At 63.4% G+C, this 17295-nt stretch carries 14 protein-coding genes; all 14 read right to left on the reverse strand.

Annotated elements, in window-relative coordinates:
* Positions 1-51: 51 nt before the first annotated feature.
* On the reverse strand, positions 52-486 hold the full coding sequence (locus LOY22_RS25115) for a hypothetical protein (RefSeq protein ID WP_213603010.1): 435 nt from the start codon (positions 484-486) through the stop codon (positions 52-54).
* On the reverse strand, positions 483-1391 hold the full coding sequence (locus LOY22_RS25120; RefSeq protein WP_213603008.1) for an NAD synthetase: 909 nt from the start codon (positions 1389-1391) through the stop codon (positions 483-485). Before LOY22_RS25120 ends, LOY22_RS25115 begins: the two co-directional genes overlap by 4 nt.
* Before the next feature lie 164 nt (positions 1392-1555).
* Positions 1556-2029: a hypothetical protein gene (locus LOY22_RS25125; RefSeq protein ID WP_258595254.1), complete on the reverse strand. Its 474-nt coding sequence runs from the start codon at positions 2027-2029 to the stop codon at positions 1556-1558.
* Positions 2030-2047: 18 nt separating this feature from the next.
* Positions 2048-2494 (reverse strand): hypothetical protein, encoded by a 447-nt coding sequence (locus LOY22_RS25130; protein ID WP_213603004.1) that lies wholly within the window; start codon positions 2492-2494, stop codon positions 2048-2050.
* Complete coding sequence (locus tag LOY22_RS25135) at positions 2494-3396, reverse strand: NAD synthetase (RefSeq protein WP_213603002.1); 903 nt, start codon at positions 3394-3396, stop codon at positions 2494-2496. The genes LOY22_RS25130 and LOY22_RS25135 overlap by 1 nt, the downstream gene beginning before the upstream one ends.
* A 76-nt stretch (positions 3397-3472) precedes the next feature.
* On the reverse strand, positions 3473-4426 hold the full coding sequence (gene tagQ / locus LOY22_RS25140; protein WP_093378542.1) for a type VI secretion system-associated lipoprotein TagQ: 954 nt from the start codon (positions 4424-4426) through the stop codon (positions 3473-3475).
* Between the two features lie 81 nt (positions 4427-4507).
* A complete protein-coding gene (locus LOY22_RS25145; RefSeq protein ID WP_213603000.1) occupies positions 4508-6247 on the reverse strand; it encodes an SUMF1/EgtB/PvdO family nonheme iron enzyme in 1740 nt (579 codons plus the stop codon).
* Complete coding sequence (locus LOY22_RS25150) at positions 6240-7442, reverse strand: FtsX-like permease family protein (RefSeq protein WP_045202330.1); 1203 nt, start codon at positions 7440-7442, stop codon at positions 6240-6242. Before LOY22_RS25150 ends, LOY22_RS25145 begins: the two co-directional genes overlap by 8 nt.
* Positions 7442-8158 carry an ABC transporter ATP-binding protein gene (locus tag LOY22_RS25155; RefSeq protein ID WP_283817212.1) on the reverse strand — a complete coding sequence of 239 codons (717 nt, stop codon included), beginning with the start codon at positions 8156-8158 and terminating at the stop codon, positions 7442-7444. Before LOY22_RS25155 ends, LOY22_RS25150 begins: the two co-directional genes overlap by 1 nt.
* The gene (locus LOY22_RS25160; protein WP_258595259.1) at positions 8158-11100 is read right to left on the reverse strand and encodes a serine/threonine-protein kinase; all 2943 of its coding nucleotides are present in this window, start codon (positions 11098-11100) and stop codon (positions 8158-8160) included. The genes LOY22_RS25155 and LOY22_RS25160 overlap by 1 nt, the downstream gene beginning before the upstream one ends.
* 11 nt (positions 11101-11111) lie before the next feature.
* Complete coding sequence (locus LOY22_RS25165; protein WP_093378531.1) at positions 11112-11831, reverse strand: PP2C family serine/threonine-protein phosphatase; 720 nt, start codon at positions 11829-11831, stop codon at positions 11112-11114.
* A complete protein-coding gene (tagF, locus tag LOY22_RS25170) occupies positions 11832-12482 on the reverse strand; it encodes a type VI secretion system-associated protein TagF (RefSeq protein WP_258595262.1) in 651 nt (216 codons plus the stop codon).
* Positions 12482-15985, reverse strand: a complete 3504-nt coding sequence (gene tssM / locus LOY22_RS25175) for a type VI secretion system membrane subunit TssM (RefSeq protein ID WP_258595264.1) — start codon at positions 15983-15985, stop codon at positions 12482-12484. The genes tagF and tssM overlap by 1 nt, the downstream gene beginning before the upstream one ends.
* On the reverse strand, positions 15982-17292 hold the full coding sequence (locus LOY22_RS25180) for a DotU family type VI secretion system protein (RefSeq protein WP_258595270.1): 1311 nt from the start codon (positions 17290-17292) through the stop codon (positions 15982-15984). Before LOY22_RS25180 ends, tssM begins: the two co-directional genes overlap by 4 nt.
* Positions 17293-17295 lie beyond the last annotated feature (3 nt).

A 17295-nucleotide genomic window follows, 5' to 3' on the forward strand; every position in this document is an offset into this window, starting at 1 on the left:
GTGCAGAGTCCTCAGTTTAGGGGGTGGTGATTGTGCAAATATTAACCAGGGTCAATGATGTTGGCGTTTTTGCCGGCGTTCGTGGTGAAGCTTCTCGAGAGACTCGCGCATTTGACGATGGCCGGTGCTGTTCAGCAGGAGCAGACCAATAAGGGGGAACAGCAACCCCAGCATATACACGCCGCGATGGGGTTGAAACGAGTAAGTAGGTACTACCGTAATCAAGCTCGCACAGTACAGAAAGGCAATAATCCAAACTGCCCAGCGACGCCCTCGGACCATCAAGAAGTGACCAATAAAAACCAATACGGCAAGCACCAGCAAGGAAAAGGTACTGTAATCACTCCGATCCGCGTAGCCCGCAAAATAGGTAGCCGAAGCCAAGGACACCGCACACCCAATTGACAGGCACGCCATGAAGAATGCCGCCATGAAGTAGGGGAAGTAGCGCGCTTTGAAGCCTTCCGGGCTGTGATTTGGATTCATTCCGAAAACTCCTCATACAAACCAATTGCAATGCTTTTCGAGTAGCTGCTGCCCGCAACGCTGAGCGTGGCACCCAACGAGTCTTTGATCAGGTTGATCGTTCCATGCCTGAATTCGGTGGGTGTGTATCGTTTCGGCAATTCGCCCAAGCTTTGCTTTAGCCGCAGCTGTTTGGCTGTCAATGATGGATGTTTAAGCTTCAACAACTCGTCGGTGAGCGCCTTACGTTGCTGTCGACTCAAACGTTGCGACAAGTCGTTCCAGCTGCGCCCTGTAGTGGCTTTGCGAAGTTGCAGATACTTGATGGTAGTGGCTCCAGAAACACCTGCACCGAGTAGCGAAACAGCCTCAAGCATCGATGACATATTTCGGTACCATTCCAGAGAATCGAGGCGATCATTCTCGGCAGGATCCAGCACCTCGTTGAAAACTCTCTGCACACCTATTAAGCACTGGGCGGAGCTGGCAGCAGCAGCGGCCGCACCTATTGGTACCAGCACTGCGCTGACGCCAGCAGTAAAGGGGACTGCTACCGTACCGCTGAACACCACACTCCAGCCCAACCAGGCACTCACACAGGCAACCGAAGCACTCAATGCTTCTGCAATAACGCGGGATTCACGCGGATTATTCCGCAACTGATCCAAGAACTGTACAGGGGTCAGATATTTCTTGGTTTCGCGAAGAATCACCCGTTTGGGCGACACACTACACAGTGGCTGAAATTCACGCAGAATGATGATGTTGTAATCTGCATCGATATAGACCACTCCTGCCCCGACAATACCGGGGTCGGCATCAATGGCGGCAAACAGCTTGGGCAGATTAGTTTGGCTTTCGACACGTTGGCGCGCAAAGTACCTCGAGGGGCTGGCGCCCAGCCCACTCATCCTTGAGTCGGTCATGGGGTCTCCTTGAACCTAACACCCGTACTCCAAAGCTGACGAAGCAGATTGGGTCACCCGGGCAAAGAAGCCCTATTCATAGCAGCTCCAGCCAGCAACCTCAGTGCACTTTGGTTTCTTGATGTATCCATGACTCTAGAGCAATAGGTTAACCAAGCGCTTGCTCAACGGCAGGCTCGACTCCGAGCTCGAACTTTGGCCGCACGCACGGCCTTGAACAACTTGTTACGCGATTTGCGGATCGCCACCAGACGACTGCGCATTTCTCGCTGGCGTTGGCTGTTGAACATCAACATTGCCAACAATGGCGACATTGTCGCTAGCAAAAATCCGAAGTTACTTGAGCGCGGTGCGTAACTGAAAAGTAGCGCCAGCAGGTTGAACGCCAGCAAAGCCACCACCACCCATACCCCCCAGGGCCGCCCTCGCACTACCAGAAAATTGCCCAGGCACAACACCAAGGACGATACCAGCATAAGGAAGTAGGCAACTTTTACCTGATCGGAGCGGCTGCCGAAGCGTTGATCAACCACCAGTATTGCGGTGATTACGCATGAAAATGCGACGAGGAAGAAGGCGCCGATAAAGCTTGGAAAGTAACGCCGTAAAAACCCTGGTACGTCATGCAGATGAACCATGGAATAGTGCTCTCTTCGTCAACGACGTGCCTTGCTTTGCTGCGTCTCTTCGAACCGCACCTTGCGCAGGTCAACCAGGAAGCTGCGCAGCTCCCGATGACGTTTGCTGTTGAACAAAAGAAAGCCCAACAAAGGAAACAGCAGCGCAAAGGTAAATACACCCGCGTGTATGTGATGGCTGTAGGTGGATAGGGAAACCAGCATCGCCACCAGCATTACTGCCAGGATCGGCCAGAGGCTCCAGGCACGGCCTCGAACCAGCAACATATGACTACCACTGATGACCAGGGCCAGAACCATGAGCGACACCAGCGTGTAATTGGCCCGGTCCGGATTGTGGTTCAGGTAGGCGGCAGCGGCCAGCACCACCGCAAGCGACGCAGAGAAGCACGCCAGGAAGAATCCACCCAGAAAGGTTGGAAAGAAATGCGTCATGAAGTGCTTCCAGCGCTCATACGAATTCATCACTCCAACTCCTCATACAAGCCCACCGCAATGGTCTGGACGGTGTTACTTCCCGCAAAGCCGAACGTTGCGGCAATGGAGTCTTTGATCAGGGTTTTGGTCGCATGTTGCAGCTGTGTCGGGGTGTACCGTTTGGGCAATGCGCCAGAGCTCTGTTGCAACTTCAACTGTTTGGCCGTTAGTGACGGATGCTTGATCGACAGCAACTCTGTCGTCAGGGCCTTGCGTTGCTGCCTGCTCAGACTTCGGGACAGTTCATACCAACTGCTGCCTGTTGCAGCCTTGCGCATCTGTAGAAACTTGACCGTGGTCAGGCCGGAAGCACCCACTCCCATCAGTGACACGGCATCCAGGACGTTCGAGGTGTGACGAAACCACTCCTGCGCATCCAGTTCGTCGTTCAACGATGGATCGATAATTTCCTGGCCGGTTCTGGCGACGCCGATCATGCATTGCATCGCACCTGCTGCAATTGCGGCCTTGCCCGCAATCGCCACCACAGCGCCCAACCCACCACTGAACGGGACAGCGATGGTGCCGCTGACCATAACGAACCACCCAAGAATCGCACTGGCACAGGCAAGCGTGGTATTGACCGCTTCTTTCACCACTCGCGCTTCACGGGGGTTGTTCTGCAGTTGATCGGCAAACTGCGCAGGCGCCAGATACTTCTTCGCCTCACGCAAAATCACCCGCTTGGGTAGCACACTGCATATCGGCTGAAACTCACGCAGCGTCACCACGTTGTAATCCGCATCGATATACACCACCCCAGCACCGACAATGCCCGGATCGGCATCGATGGCGGCAAAGAGTTTCGGCAGGTTGATGCTGCTTTCGATGCGCTGCCTTGCGAAAAATTGCGACGGATTGTTATCCAGTCGGTTGAGTAACTCACTCATGAACGGTCTTCCTTGAAACGGCGCACAGGTCGCCCGGCCTTATGGCACCGAGCCGGGCGACGCTGTGGCTCAAGCCTTACACGTTAGGGCAAGGCACCGGTGCCCAGTCACCCATGTCCGGGTTCTTGCACATGTTGTTGACCTGGCTCTGGCCGGCGCTGGCAACCTTCTGGCTTTCAGCCTTCTTGGCGTTGGCGTCCTGCAGGGTCTTCTCGGTGGCGACGGCTTCCTTCGGTACCTCTGGCAGCTTTTTCTTCGCCGGTGGCGGGGTCTTGGTCTTGCCGGTATTGGTCTTCTTGGCGTTACCGGTGGCCAGCACCGGCGCCTGGGCTTCGGCGACGATCACCACATCGTTGCGCGGTACGCCGACCTGCTTGAGGTCTTGCTCGTAAGCCTGGGTGTAGTTGTTGAGGTTCTCACCCAGACGGCCGTTGACCGCGGTGATCAGGTTGTTCGACTCCTGCAGGCCGGCGATGATTTCCGCCAGGCGCTTGCGGCCTTCGCCATCGCTGATCTTGTTGCTCTTGCGGCCATCCATCAGGTTGGCGAACTCACGCTGGTAGCACGCCTGGGAGGCTTTGGCGTAAGCGGTGCTGCGGTCCATGTCGGCCGCGCTTTTGTTGATGTCGGTGGCGTAGGAGCCGATGCGCTGGTTGTCGTCGCTGATCTGCTTCTGGCGCTCGGTGTAGTAACCGGCTGCACCGCCGACCAGAGCACCACCGGCAGCACCGATGGCAGCATTGCGGCCACGGTTGTCGGAGTTGCCGGTCAGGGCGCCGGTCAGCGCGCCGCCGACGGCACCGATCAGGGCACCGGTGGCGACCGACTTGGTCATGTCCGAATCGGTGGCGCGCAGGTGCTGCACCGGCTCGTAGCAGCTCGGGTAGTACTCGACCTTGGTCGTCGCACCGACCTTGGACGCCGGCGAGCTGGCGCAGCCAGTCAGCAGGACGGTGCTGAAACCGGCCGCCAGCAGCAGCGCGGCCCGGCCGTTGGAAGCAGTGAAGAAGGGCTTGCGAGTTGAAAGCATGGTCAGGTTCTCTCTTTGTTTAAACACGCCCGGGACAACCTCATGTCGCCCCGGTCACTACGATGCTCGCTCGACAGCCGCTCAAGGTTGCGGGGCGGCTGATGCGAGCAGTTCTTTCAAAATCGTCGCCGGGTCGGCGCGCCGTTGCTGGCGATAGTCCCCGACATGACGGACGAACAGGGTCGCGCGGCTGAGCAGGCTCTTGCCCAGCACTGGCTTGCGATTGAGCTCTTCCTTGACCCGCTGGAACTGCGCCTGGATCACCGCGTCGGTGTAGCGCGTGCCGGTGGCAAGGTTGTCGATGTAGATCGCCACGGCGCCGTCGAGGGCGCTGCGGCCGTTGTTGATGGCAGCGGCAAACAGCTTGGCGCTGGTCTCGTCACCAGAAGCCTTGGCCTGCTGCTGGGTTTTCTGCAGGTTGGTCAGGCGGATGTTGTAGTTATTGATGGTTTCGGCCACCAGCGCCGCCGACTGGATCAGGTTGCCGGCGGCTTCTTCGCGCTGCTGGGCGATCAGCGAGACGTTGCGCTTGAGCTCTTCGTTGACCAGGCCAAGCTCGGCTTGCAGGCGCGGGTCGGCGCTGGCGGCGATGATGCTGTCCAGGCGCTTGGTCGGGTCCTGGGCGTCGTCGATGGCATCGGTCAGCGCGGCCAGGCGGCCCTCTTTCTGCCATTGTTCGAACAGTTCCTCATAACGCGAACGCGGCGCCGACAGCGCGCCGATGGCGACACGAAAACCTGTGGTCTCGTTGCTTTGCTCGGTACCATCGGCGCCGAACAGCGGGTACTCGCGGCGCATGCCGGTAAACAGCGTGCCCTCGCCTTCAAGGTAATTGCCGCCCTTGACCACAAACCCGCCATAAGCGCCCTGGCGCCGCCCGGCGTGCACCAGCTGGAACGATTCCTGGACCATCTCTGCGGCGTTGCCGAGTACGTCGAACATACCCAGCGGGTTGGGCAGCTTGGTGCCGATCGGGGTCAGGCGCGCGGCCTGGCCGGTGCCGCCGGCGACCTGGTTGAACACCGCCCAGTCGGCCAGCGGGCCGTCGCTTTCGCTGCCCTCGAGGCGGCGCGGGAACAGCCGCCCTTCCAGCTCCTGGCGGCTGACGGCGGAGCCGCCACGGGCAGCGAACTCCCACTCCACTTCGGTGGGCAGGCGCACAAAGCCTACACCGCCGTCTTCGGCCTTGTTGCCACGGCCACTGACCGGCAGCAGGTCACGATGGTTCTTCATCAACCAGGCGCTGTACACCGCGGAAAAACGCTCGGCCTCAAAGCGCGACAGTTTGACCTTGGGCAAACGCCCGGCCATGCCACTCGGTGCTTCACAGGCCGGCGCCGGTTCGCCGCTGGCCAGCGACTGGGCCTGGGCCATCACCTGAGCGTACTGGCGGGCGGTGACTTCGTACTTGCCGATGAAGTACATCATCGGCTTCAGCGGGCTGCCGGCGTCGGTCCTCGGCAGACTCGGGCTAATGCGTTTTTTCCAGTCGGCAGACAGGTCCTGGAGGCTGAACTGGCCGTTGATAAAGTCACGGCGATAGCCGGAAATGAACGACTGCTTGTAGCCCGCTTCGCCTTCGCTGAAGGGGTAGCCAAGGTTCACCTCACGGTCGTCCAGGCTGCCCTGGGCCAGCACGTAGACGTGGCGGAAGACCATCTCGCCGTCGCACGGCAGCGGCAGGCTGATGTCGTCGGCCAGTGGCTTGGGATTGTCCAGTTTATTGCTGGCAGGCTTGCTGTCGTCCTCGGCCTGGGCGCAGGACACCAGGCTCAGGGCGGCGACGATCAGCGCCAGGACGGGTAAGCGGCGGTCAAACATCTCGAATTCCTTCACAAGCGTCTATTCGCGCCACGCGCCAGCCCCCCAGGGCGGCAGCGGCCGCGCTGGCCAGCAGCACAGCGAGCAAGGCAACGAGGTAATGCGACGGGAGCAGATGGCTGGCGTACTCGCCGGGCATCTGCATGAACAACTGGTTGAGGCCACTTTCGGCCAGGGCGTACAGCGCCGCGCCGATGACAGCGGCAAACACCCCGCTGTACAACGCCTGCAGCACGACAAATGCAAGCAAGGCAGCGGTGCTGAAACCGAGCAGGCGCAACACCGACAGCTCGCGGCGCTTGCGCTCGACCGCCGCCAGGGCGCCGGCGCAGATCGCCGCAAACGCGCCCGCCACGGCCAGCGCGGCAATGATCCAGAACACCAGGGTCAGGTTGCGGCTCAGCGACTGCACCTGGGCAATCGCCGGGGCCTGGGTCGAGACCAGCAACTGGCGATCGGCAAAAAAGCGCCGCAGCGGCTCGACATCGGTGAGGTTGCGCGCGTACAGCCGGAAGGCCGGATAAACCCGTTGCACCTCACCGGTATGGCGCTCACCTTCCCAGCCGAAAGCGGGCACGGCGCGACCATCACGGTAGTCTTCGGCGGCTTCCAGCAGCGCCAGCGGCGCAAACAAGGCATCGCGCTCGAAGGCTTCCAGCGGCAGCACGGCGACGACCTTCAAGGTGGTGCGCTGGGCCTGGATCTGCCCGGCAAGCTGGCGGCTGAACGAAGCATCAAGCTGATCACCCGCCTTCGCGCCAAGCTTTTCTGCCGCCGTACGGCTGAGGACGATCTGGTCGACCGCACCGGGGACGGCCAGCCCTTGCAGCAACGGATCGTTAAGCGCAGTGGGGATCATCTCGACATTGACCACGACCTTGCGCGCAGCCAGCACCAGGTCGGCGGTCGCGGCAATCTGCCGGGTACGCGGCAAGGCGAAGGCGACGTCGTTACGCGCCGCCAGTTCAGCGACGAAGTCGGCACTGAAACGACCGCCACCCAAGGGGATGACTTCCCGCACGGCCGGGTCGCGCTGCAAACGCTCGGTAAGGCTGCTGACCAGGCCGAATTTCAGACCGAACAGCACCAGCAACGGCGCAATCACCGCCACCAGGGCCAGCACGCTGCAAACGGACAGACGCGCGTCGTTGCGATAGTCCCGCCAGGCCAGGCTTGCGATCAGCATCGGGCGCATTACGGCTGGCCCTCCAACGTGGCGGTGACACCACCGTCGGCATCGCGGCGGCAGACCATGCGCAACACCTGCAAGCCGGCATCACGGGCCAGCGCCTCGTCGTGGGTGGCGACCAGGCAGGTCACCTGCCGTGCTTGCGCCTGGCGCAGCAGCAGTTGCATCACCCGTTGGGCATTGAGCGGGTCCAGGGCCGCGGTCGGCTCATCGGCCAGTAGCAGGTCGGGGTTGTGCGCCAGGGCACGGGCACAGCTGACCCGCTGGCGCTGGCCGACCGACAAGGCGCCTGGCTGCTTGTCGAGCTGATCGTCAATCTCCAGTTGCTCGGCCAGGCGCTGCACGCTGCCGTCATTGCCCAGGCCAAGCACCTGGCGCGGCAGGGCGATGTTGCTGCGCACATCGAGAAAGCCGAGCAAGCCCCCCGCTTGCAGCACATAGCCCAGATGCCGGCGGCGCAGGTGCGCCAGGTGCTCCTGGCGTTGTTCACGCCACAGCTGCTGAACGTCGTAGGTGTGCGAGTCGGTGCTGAACACAAAGCGCTCGGCCTGATCGGGCTGCAGCACCAAGGCCAGCAGGTCGAGCAAGGTGCTCTTGCCGCAGCCACTGGGGCCGACCAGCGCCAGCTGCTGACCGGCACGCAGCTCCAGGCGCTCGATCTCCAGGCTGTAGCGCTGGTTGCCGAGGCCGCGGGTTTTGCGCAGCGCGTGCAGGTTGATCATCATGGCAGCGTCGACAACGGCACACGGTACAAGGCGTCACCGGGCTCGGCATTGCCGAAGCGCACCCAGTTGGCCATGTCGTTGTGGAAGGTTTCGTACAGGCGGATCTTCGAATCGAGCTCGTCGATGAAGTCTTCCTGTTCGCCAACGCTGAGCGACAACCACAGGTCCTGGGTCATGCTCAGGGACTTGCTGCGGTACGGCAGGCCCTCCAGGTATTCGCCCAGCACACCGCCTTCGGCGAGGTTGGCGCCTTTGCGCAGGGCGGCCGGGTCGCGGCTCATGTAGGCACTGGCGCTGGCGATTTCCTGGAAGAAATCCTTGGGCGAAGTGCGGGTCTTGCGCGCGGCATCGACGATCAGCTTCAGTGACTGCTGCAGGTCGTTGAGTTGCAGCTTGGTGAGCATCACGCAGACCTGCAGGGTCGGCAGCGCCGGGTTGGTCAGGTCACGATCTGAGGTCCAGGCGCTGACCAGTTGCGGCGCCTGGCTGGCACTCTTGCGGCCAAGAAAATCCATGTGCATGGCATAGCCGATGGCGGCGGATTTGTCGGCGATGCTCGGCGAAGCCGCCAGCAGCGGCGCCGGTTGCACGGTGTTGCTGCGCACCTGGTGGACCAGATCGGCGAAGGTCGAACCGATCTCGCGCACCCGCTCGCCAAACTTGTGCACATCGCCACCGGGTACCGATACATACAGGTCGCCGATCTGCGGGTTGGCATCGGCCGTAAGCACCCGATACTGCTGCTCGGCGTAGGCGTGGTTCTTCTTGCCGGCCTCGGTGCGCAGGTGCAGGGCGTAGATCTTGATCTGCTTGCTCAAGGCCGCCTGGCGCACTTCGGCTTCGTTCATCTGGGTGCTGCTGTAGCGGTCGTTCTTGCGCAGGGAGCCGGCGTCACTGACCAGCAGGATCAGGCGCCCGCCGTAGCCGGACCAGTCCATGCCGTCGACCGCCTGCATGATCCCGGCAAAAGCGTCTTCGTTGAACGAATGGCTGGAGACGTTGGTGGCTTTCACCTGCTCGGCCAGCTTCAAAAAACGCTCGGGATCGCGGCCTTCATCGAGTGTTACCAGGGTCTTGGTCAGGTACTCCAGGGCAGGCGTGCGCGTGGTGTTGTTGCGAAAGCCGACCAGGCCGAAGCTGACGTTGCCCAGCTCGCCACGGCGCGAAATCTGCCCGTGCAGCTCGTGCACCACCTGGCGGACCTGATCGATATAAGGCTGCATCGATACCGAGGTATCCACCACCAGCACCACGGCGGTACGGAAGGCGTCGCCTGAGGTGGCCATGCCGGCGGCTTTCGCTTCGCCGGCGGGTGCGCTGTTGCCCGGGTCGATGGAGGCGACATTGAGCAGCTGCAGCGGCTGGCCGTTTTCGTCGAAGCTCTCGCGCGCCTCGAAGATCGGCATCAGGTAGAACTGCTCTTGGGGCACGGCGCTGGCGCTGGGTTCCAGGGCCATCACTTGCGGCACTTCGTCGGGGTTGTTCTGCGCCTTGAGCAGCTCGGCACGGGCGGCCGAAGTGTCGCCAAGCAAACGCTCAAGCTCATCGGCCTGGCGCAGGAACATTACCGGCGCACGCCCCGAGCGTTCGGTGAACTTCAATACCAGGCTCTGCTTCCAGTCGCTGACCTGGGAGGCTGGCAACCAGCCGTCGCGGCGACCGTCACTGGCGGTGCCGACCTCAAGCCAGGGGCTGCCGTTGACGTCCTGGCGCTGGTAGACATAGAGCACGGTAAAGGCCGGCAAGGTATCGCTGGGCGTGGCGCCCGGCTGCTTGACGACCTGCGCGCCCGGCCGGCTCAGCACGCGCTGGAACAGGGTTTTCTTGCCGGCCATCAGCAATGGCCGGTCACTGTCGTTGCTCGCGGTTGCAACGGTGGACGCTATTGGCTCGCGGGCTTGTACCGGCTGCGCCTCCACTACCTGTTCGTCGCCACTCATGGCCCAGTAGCCAATCCCGCCCAGGCCCAGTGCGGCAGCAACGGCAATGGCGAGCAAGGCCGGTGTCGGGCGCTTGCGCGGGGCTGCAGGTGGCGAGGCCTTGGTGACCGGTTCTGGTTGCGTCGCTGGCGGTGCTGGCTCTACGGCTAGGGGTGGCACCGGCGCTGCAATCGGCAGCGGCTGGATCAGGGTGCTTTCGGTGTCTTGCACGGGTAGCCGGTCGAGCGCCGCCAGCAAGGTCTCGGCATCGGCAAAGCGCTCGGCCGGGTCCTTGGCCAGCAGGCCACGGAGAATGTCCTGATAGCGGCCGTGCTCGATCGGCAGCTCCGGCAACGGCTCGGTCAAATGCGCCAAGGCCGTCGACAGCGCGTCGTTGCCGCTGTAGGGCAGTTTGCCAACCAGCATCTCGTAAAACACCACGCCCAGGGCATAGAGGTCGGCGCGGCCGTCGATTTCCTGGCCGCGCGCCTGCTCCGGGCTCATGTAGCTGGGGGTGCCGACGGCAAACCCGGCCTGGGTGAACTGGGTGCGGTCATCCAGCGACTTGGCGATGCCAAAGTCCGACAGCACCGCAGTGCCGTCAGCACGAAAAAGAATGTTGGCCGGTTTCACATCCCGGTGCACCAGGCCCTGGGCATGGGCATAACCCAGCGCCGAAGCGATCTGGCGGATGTACAGCAGGCCCTGCTCCGGCGTGACCCCGGCGGCGATACGCTCCTTGAGCGTACCGTTGGGCAGGTACTCCATGGCCATGTAGTACAGCTCGCCGACATTGCCGATGTCGTGGATGGTCACCGTGTGCGGGTGCGACAAGCGCGCCAGGGTGCGGCCTTCACGCAGGAAGCGCTCGCAGAAGGTCGGGTCGGCAGCCAGCGCCGCGGCCATGACCTTCAAGGCCACCTTGCGCTCCAGCGAGCGCTGGGTGGCAAGGTAGACGGTGGCCATGGCGCCTTCGCCAATCTCGCCGTCGATGTCGTATCCGGGGATCACTTTGTCCATGTGCTTGGTCTTCAACCGGCCTTGATGACGACGGCGGTAATGTTATCGGGGGCGCCCCGGGTCAGGCCGAGGTGCACCAGGCTGCGGACCACCTGGTAGGGGTCGCTGTGGCCCAGCACTTCGCGAATTTCATGGTCTTCGGCGGTCTTGTTCAGACCATCGCTGCACAGCAGATAGGTATCGCCAGGGAGGACCTGCAGGTGCACGGCCTCAAGTTCGAGCTCGGGCTCGACGCCAATTGCCCGGGTGACGATGTTGGCCCGCGGGTGCACCCGCGCTTCGGCCTCGCTGAGCAGGCCGCTGTCCTGCAGTTCCTGCACGTAGCTGTGATCGCGCGAGATACCTTCCAGGCGCCCGTCGCGCAGGCGATACAGGCGGCTGTCCCCGGCCCACAGGCAGATACCCTGGTCAGCGCGCACCGCCAGCAGCACCAGGGTGCTGCCCATCATCGCCACGCCACGCCGGGCGCTTTCTTCGCGCACTGCCGCGTTGACCGCCGACAGCCGCTGGCGCAGCACTTGGGCGAAGTCATTGAGGGACGCCGTGGTCGGCAACTGGCGCAAAGTATCGACGATCAGGCAACTGACGTAGTCGCCCGCCGCATGCCCGCCCATGCCATCGGCAACTGCCCACAGGCCTTCGCTGGCAAGGTCCAGGCAAGCGTCTTCATTGATGCTGCGCACCAGGCCGACATGGCTGTAGCTGGCTGCGGTGTAATGCAAAGCCGTCATCTAGCGCGCCGCCTCACTACCCAAAAGAAAACTGGCGAAATCCTCGCTGTGCGGCAGGCCCGCACAGCGCAGCATTCCCGCCTCGATATGCTCCGAGCCGCGCCCCCACCACAGGCTCATGCCGGCGCAGGCGCTTTCGGCCAAGGCTGCCTGGCGCGCCTGCGAGGTCACCGCTGCAAAGCGTTGCAACCCACCCACAACCGGGCTTGAAACAACAGCACTACGAGGGGCATCAATGCCCTGCACTGCTGCATCGAACGCCTCAAAAGCGGCTTGCGGCTCGAGGGTTGCCAGTAACTGGGTTTCACACTGCTCGAACCAGTTATCCGGGCCACTCACCACTGCCGCCAGCGACTCATCCGGCGCCAGAACCTGGGCCAGGATAAGAGGGAAATAGCGCCCTACCCGGTCAATGCTGGGCATCAACACCCCCACTACAGCGTCGGGCCCGCATACTCCCGGGGCCAGGGCGAAGCGCCACAAGGGGCTGACCAGATAGGCCGGCAACCAGCGCTCGGCCAGTTGCTGCTGGCTGGCCACAAGCCCGGCCGCCAGCCACTGGTCCCAGGGCTGGATAAAGCTTTGCGGCAATCCGCGACTGACAAAGTCGCCGCGGCTGGCCAGCTTGCCGTAGAAGCCGACGCCCGCCATCACAACCGCTCCGGCAGGCTGAAGCCGCTGAGCACGCGGCTCTTGAACGGGTTGAAGGCGCTGTTGGCGCGCAGCTCGTACGACACGCTGGCGCCATCGACGCGCAGGCGCAGGCTGAAGCGATCCGGGCCGTTGCCGGCCACCAGGTCGGATTGATCGAGCAAGCGGAACCAGGCCCACGGCCCTTCCAGGGTCAGCCCGGAACGACCGCTGGCCGATGGCGGCATGATCGACAGGCGCACCACGCCGATGCTGTTGGGGTTTGGCCACTGCATCGCAACCGGGCGGCTCGGGCCGTGGTCATAGCTGATCTGCTGGCCATCGAGGTCGAGCAAGAACTGGGTGACCGAGGCGTCCATGGCCACCGGCTTGAGCTCGAAGCGCACGGTCGGCTGCATGCCGCCCGAGCGGAAGAACGCATCGCGAATCGCCGCCGAACGCTGAAAGGTGTGCAACACGCCAGAGCCAATGCCGAGCTTCTGCGCCGCGCCCGGCTGCCAGCGCCAAGGGTTGGCCGAGGTATCGACATAAGGCTGCAGGTACTTGCGAAAATAACTGTCCATCACCCCGCCGACGCCGAAGAACTGGCCGAAATCGTCCAGCGTGGCATCCCGCGAGCTGCCCGCTGCCAGCGGATAACGACCGCTCAGCGACTGGCGATAAACGTTGACCACTTCGCTGGTCCAGGCGGCGTTCAGTTGATTGCGCACGCCGCCCATCATGGTGTTGGTGGTCGAGTTGACCACCGACTTGACCAGGCCCTGAACCATCGGCGGCTGGCGCTGCGCGGTGAGGCTGACGCGGTTGGCGGCGGCCGTGGCCTGGTTCTTGGCCTCGCCGAGCAGGGCGTCGCCACTGGCACCGACCATGGCACTGACCTGCACGTACAAGGCGTTCATGTCGGTGAGCAGGCCGTCGATGGCGGCCGGCTCGCCCTCGCCCTTGCTGACCAGGCTGGCGAGGTCGGCAAAGTGCGCGGTGACCGGGTCCTGGTCTTGCTGCGCCTGGCGGCTATCGGCCGGAGCATCCTGGCCCAGCAAGTTACCCAGGCGCTGCTTGAGCTGGTCGACACCAGCCTCGCTGGCTTTGGCCTGGGCCGCGGCAAGCGGGTCTTGCTGTTGCAGGTTAGTTTCCTTGGCCACGGCGCTCAGCAGCTTTTTCAGCGGCGAGGTCGGCCCGGAAATCACCCGCAGAACATCGGCGGCCTGGGCCACGCTGGTGATCGGCACAAAGTCGATATCGGCCAGCAGCGCGTCCCAGTGGCGGATGTAGTCGGCGAAATACAAACGGCGCACGTCGGCGGCTAGGCTAGTCACATCACCTTCATCGGCTTGCTCGCGGCCCAGCACCCAACGCTCTTCAGCCAGGGTATTGCTGTGTTGCAGGCTGGTGGCAAGAAACGCCTTGCGATAGCCATCGAGGGTAAACAGCCCGCTCAAGGGTTCACCCAAAGGCTTGCCGCTCTTGCGGCTGAACACCAGCGCGGCGTCGCGGCCAGCCGCTTCGCTCAGGCGAAAATCGCTGACGCCCTTGGGCAACTGCTGGCGTTTGACCCGGTCATAGACGCGCTGGGCCACCGGCAACTGCTGCAATTGGCGACGCAGGTCTTCGATCAGGTTGGCATCCAGGCGCGCATTCGGCGGACGCTTTTCAAACAGCGCCTGCAGATGCTCGCCCAATGCCGCACGCTGCTCCGGGGCCAGGTCGCGAGGCAGGCTCTGCTCCCAGTCGAGGCTGACCCAGGCCTTGATGAAGTCCGGGTCGTAATGCTCGCCGTCAGCCAGCATCAGGTAGGCCTTGAGGCCTTCGTAGAGAAAGTCCGAACCACCGCCGCTGTGCAGTTGCTCTTCGATACGGGTGACCAGGCGCGGAGCGAACACGGCAATCAGCAACTTGCGGTAGACGCTGGCCGACTCGGCTTCGAGCATGTCGCCCTGGTACAGCCCCAACCCCTCGGCCCAACTGGGCGGATCCTCGGCCAGATGGCGCACGGCATTGAGTAACGGCAGTACCGCCAGTACATCGCGCTGGGCCGGGCTCAAGGTTTGCAGGACTGGCCCCAGCGGCGCGAGCTTACGCTCGACCTGGGCGATGTAAGCCTGGTTTGCGCGATAGCTCAGCGCCCACACGCTGCCGACCAGCACTACCAGGGCAACGCTGGCGGCGAGTGCAGCACGGGCCAACCATTTGCGCCGGCGCTCGACTTGCGGGTTGACCCCGACCAGCCCGCGCTCGGCAAACGCCACGGCGCTGAACAGTTTTTCAATGAAGTAGCTGCGCCCGGTGCCGCTCTGGCGTGCCAGATGCTGACGGTCCAGGCCCATGCTCTGGGCCATGGCGCCGATCAGGCGATCGATCGGGCTGCCTTCCTGGGTGCCGCTGGTGAAGTACACGCCGCGCAACAGGGCGCGTTCTTCATAGGCATTGGGCTTGAACACGCCGTCGAGAAAGCCCTGCAGGTTGGAGCGCAAGGCAGCGAACTGCTGGACAAAGCCGTAAACCAGATCGCGCCGCGCCGGGTCGCGCTCCTGCTGCAGGCGCTCGACCAGGCGCTCGTTGAGGCGTTGCTCAAGGCCGGCGAACTCGCTGTGGAACTGCGCCAGCGGCCCTTCGACCGACTTGTCGTCGTCCAGGGCAAAGGTCATACCCCACACTTGAGCGCGCTCTTCCTTGCTCAGGGTGTCGAAGAACTCCATGAAACCCGGCACCAGGTCGAGCTTGGTCAGCATCAGGTAAATCGGAAAACGCACGCCAAGCTGGCTGTACAACTCCTGGATACGCGAGCGGATGGCCGCAGCATGGGCAGCACGTTCGGCGTCGCTGCCCAGCAACAGGTCGGACAGGCTGATGGCAATGAAAGCGCCATCGATCGGCCGGCGCGCGCGCTGCTTTTTCAGCAGATCGAGAAAGCCCAGCCAGGCCGCCTTGTCGACCTGGGCGTGGCTGTCCTGGGTGGTATAGCGGCCAGCGGTGTCGAGCAACACCGCCTGGTCGGTAAACCACCAGTCGCAGTTGCGCGTGCCGCCGACGCCGCGAATCGCCCCGGCGCCAAGCTGCGCCGCCAGCGGAAAGTGCAGGCCGGAATTGACCAGCGCCGTGGTCTTGCCCGAGCCCGGCGGGCCGATGATCACGTACCACGGCAGCTCGTACAAGTTGCGCCGCTCATCGCCACCCAGGCGCGCCTTTTTCAGCAGGGCCAGGGCCTCGTCCATGCGCTGGCGCAGGGTTGCCAGTTCTTCGGCGGTGGCCACGCTGGCAGGGTCAGGAGCTGTTTCTGCAGCCAGGCTGCGCATGACTTCTGCCGCCTGGCGGCGGGCCTCGATGAAGCGCCACAGGCGATAGCCGAGCCACACTGCAAACAGCAGGGCAATCAGCGCCCAGCGCCGCCCTGCCGGGATCAGCATGTCCCACAGCGGGCCGACGAACCAAATGATCAGACTCAGGGCGATCAGGCCCAGCAGCGGAATGACCCAGCGAATGACAAATCCGAAAAACGCCTTCACTCGACCCCCTCCGCCAATACAGTGATTTCAACCCGGCGGTTCTTTGCCCGGCCTTCGGCCGTGTTGTTCGCTGCCAGTGGTTCGGTGTCGCTCAGGCCCTGCGCGGTAAAGCGCGCGGGCTGGCCGGTCTTGGCGGCCAGGATCTGCAGCACCTGCTCGGCGCGGGCCTGGGACAGCGCCCAGTTGGACGGGAAGCGCAAGGTCGCGATCGGCCGGTTGTCGCTGTGGCCGGTGATGCGCACCTGGCCCTTGACCTGGCCGATGGCGTCAGCAATGCGCAGCATCAGTGGCTGCAGGCTGTCGTTGATGCTGGTGCTGGCCGAGGCGAACAATTCGTCGCCACGGATGGTCACCACCGAACGGTCGACGGCGTCTTCGACGCTGACCCGCCCGGCCTTGATATCGCTGGCCAGAAAACCCGCCAGGCGTGGGCGTTCCACCGGCTTGGGCTGGGTCACCGGACGGTCGATGGCCTGCACCGGGATTTCGCCCAGGGCATGAATGTTCTTGAACACAGGCTCCGCGTCGGCGGCGAGCATCATGCGCAGGGCAAACAGCAGAGCCACAAGCAACGCCAGGGCGATGGCCAGGCCCACCCAGGGCGGGATGAACTGCGACAGCCGATCTCGGCTGACGCTGACCCCGCGCCAGTGCGGCGACAGTTCGCGCTCGAACTCGCCCCGGGCGCTGCGGATAGCGGCAGCAGTGCGTTCGCGCAAGGCTTCGAGCTGGGCGCGGCCACCGTTGATAACCCGGTAACGGCCCTCGAAGCCCAGGCACATGCACAGGTACAACAACTCCAGCAGGTACAGGCGTTCGCGCGGGCTCTGCAGGCAGTGCTCGAGCAGCTGGAAGACCTTCTCGCCCCCCCAGGCTTCGTTGTGCACAGTGATCAGCAGGCTCTGCTTGCCCCAGTCACTGCTGCTGCCCCACGGCGTGCTGAGCACCGCTTCATCGAGCGCAGTGCACAGTGCGTAACGGGCCAGCATGACTTCGTTACGGGCCACGCCGGCGGCTTCGGCGCGCTCTTCGAACTGACGCAGATAGGCCAGCAACTGCGCACGCAGGCTGGCCGGGGCCGGATGGGCGATGGTGCTGCGCAAGCGGGTCAGCAAGGCCAGCAACGGCCCGGCGGCGCTTTCCAGTGGGTTGAGGCCCAGCGCCTGGCCGGCGGGCAGCGGCTGCGCCGGCATCGACGGCGCCGCCACAGGCTCCGGCGTACCAGCCTGCGGGCTGCGGCCACCGGGGCGCGGCATGAACTGGGTGCGGTCGTTGGCCGGTGGCGCCGACGGGTCGTTAGGCTGCATTGC

The sequence above is a fragment of the Pseudomonas sp. B21-035 genome (assembly GCF_024748945.1).
In the GTDB taxonomy this organism is placed as follows: domain Bacteria; phylum Pseudomonadota; class Gammaproteobacteria; order Pseudomonadales; family Pseudomonadaceae; genus Aquipseudomonas.

Bases quoted from the DNA above. Each gene is read 5' to 3' on its own strand.
- LOY22_RS25120 (WP_213603008.1), bottom strand. From the start codon at position 1,391: ATGACCGACTCAAGGATGAGTGGGCTGGGCGCCAGCCCCTCGAGGTAC.
- LOY22_RS25135 (WP_213603002.1), bottom strand. From the start codon at position 3,396: ATGAGTGAGTTACTCAACCGACTGGATAACAATCCGTCGCAATTTTTC.
- LOY22_RS25155 (WP_283817212.1), bottom strand. From the start codon at position 8,158: ATGATCAACCTGCACGCGCTGCGCAAAACCCGCGGCCTCGGCAACCAG.
- LOY22_RS25125 (WP_258595254.1), bottom strand. From the start codon at position 2,029: ATGGTTCATCTGCATGACGTACCAGGGTTTTTACGGCGTTACTTTCCA.
- tagF (WP_258595262.1), bottom strand. From the start codon at position 12,482: ATGGCGGGCGTCGGCTTCTACGGCAAGCTGGCCAGCCGCGGCGACTTT.
- LOY22_RS25145 (WP_213603000.1), bottom strand. From the start codon at position 6,247: ATGTTTGACCGCCGCTTACCCGTCCTGGCGCTGATCGTCGCCGCCCTG.
- LOY22_RS25150 (WP_045202330.1), bottom strand. From the start codon at position 7,442: ATGCGCCCGATGCTGATCGCAAGCCTGGCCTGGCGGGACTATCGCAAC.
- LOY22_RS25180 (WP_258595270.1), bottom strand. From the start codon at position 17,292: ATGCAGCCTAACGACCCGTCGGCGCCACCGGCCAACGACCGCACCCAG.
- LOY22_RS25130 (WP_213603004.1), bottom strand. From the start codon at position 2,494: ATGAATTCGTATGAGCGCTGGAAGCACTTCATGACGCATTTCTTTCCA.
- LOY22_RS25160 (WP_258595259.1), bottom strand. From the start codon at position 11,100: ATGGACAAAGTGATCCCCGGATACGACATCGACGGCGAGATTGGCGAA.
- tagQ (WP_093378542.1), bottom strand. From the start codon at position 4,426: ATGCTTTCAACTCGCAAGCCCTTCTTCACTGCTTCCAACGGCCGGGCC.
- LOY22_RS25165 (WP_093378531.1), bottom strand. From the start codon at position 11,831: ATGACGGCTTTGCATTACACCGCAGCCAGCTACAGCCATGTCGGCCTG.
- LOY22_RS25115 (WP_213603010.1), bottom strand. From the start codon at position 486: ATGAATCCAAATCACAGCCCGGAAGGCTTCAAAGCGCGCTACTTCCCC.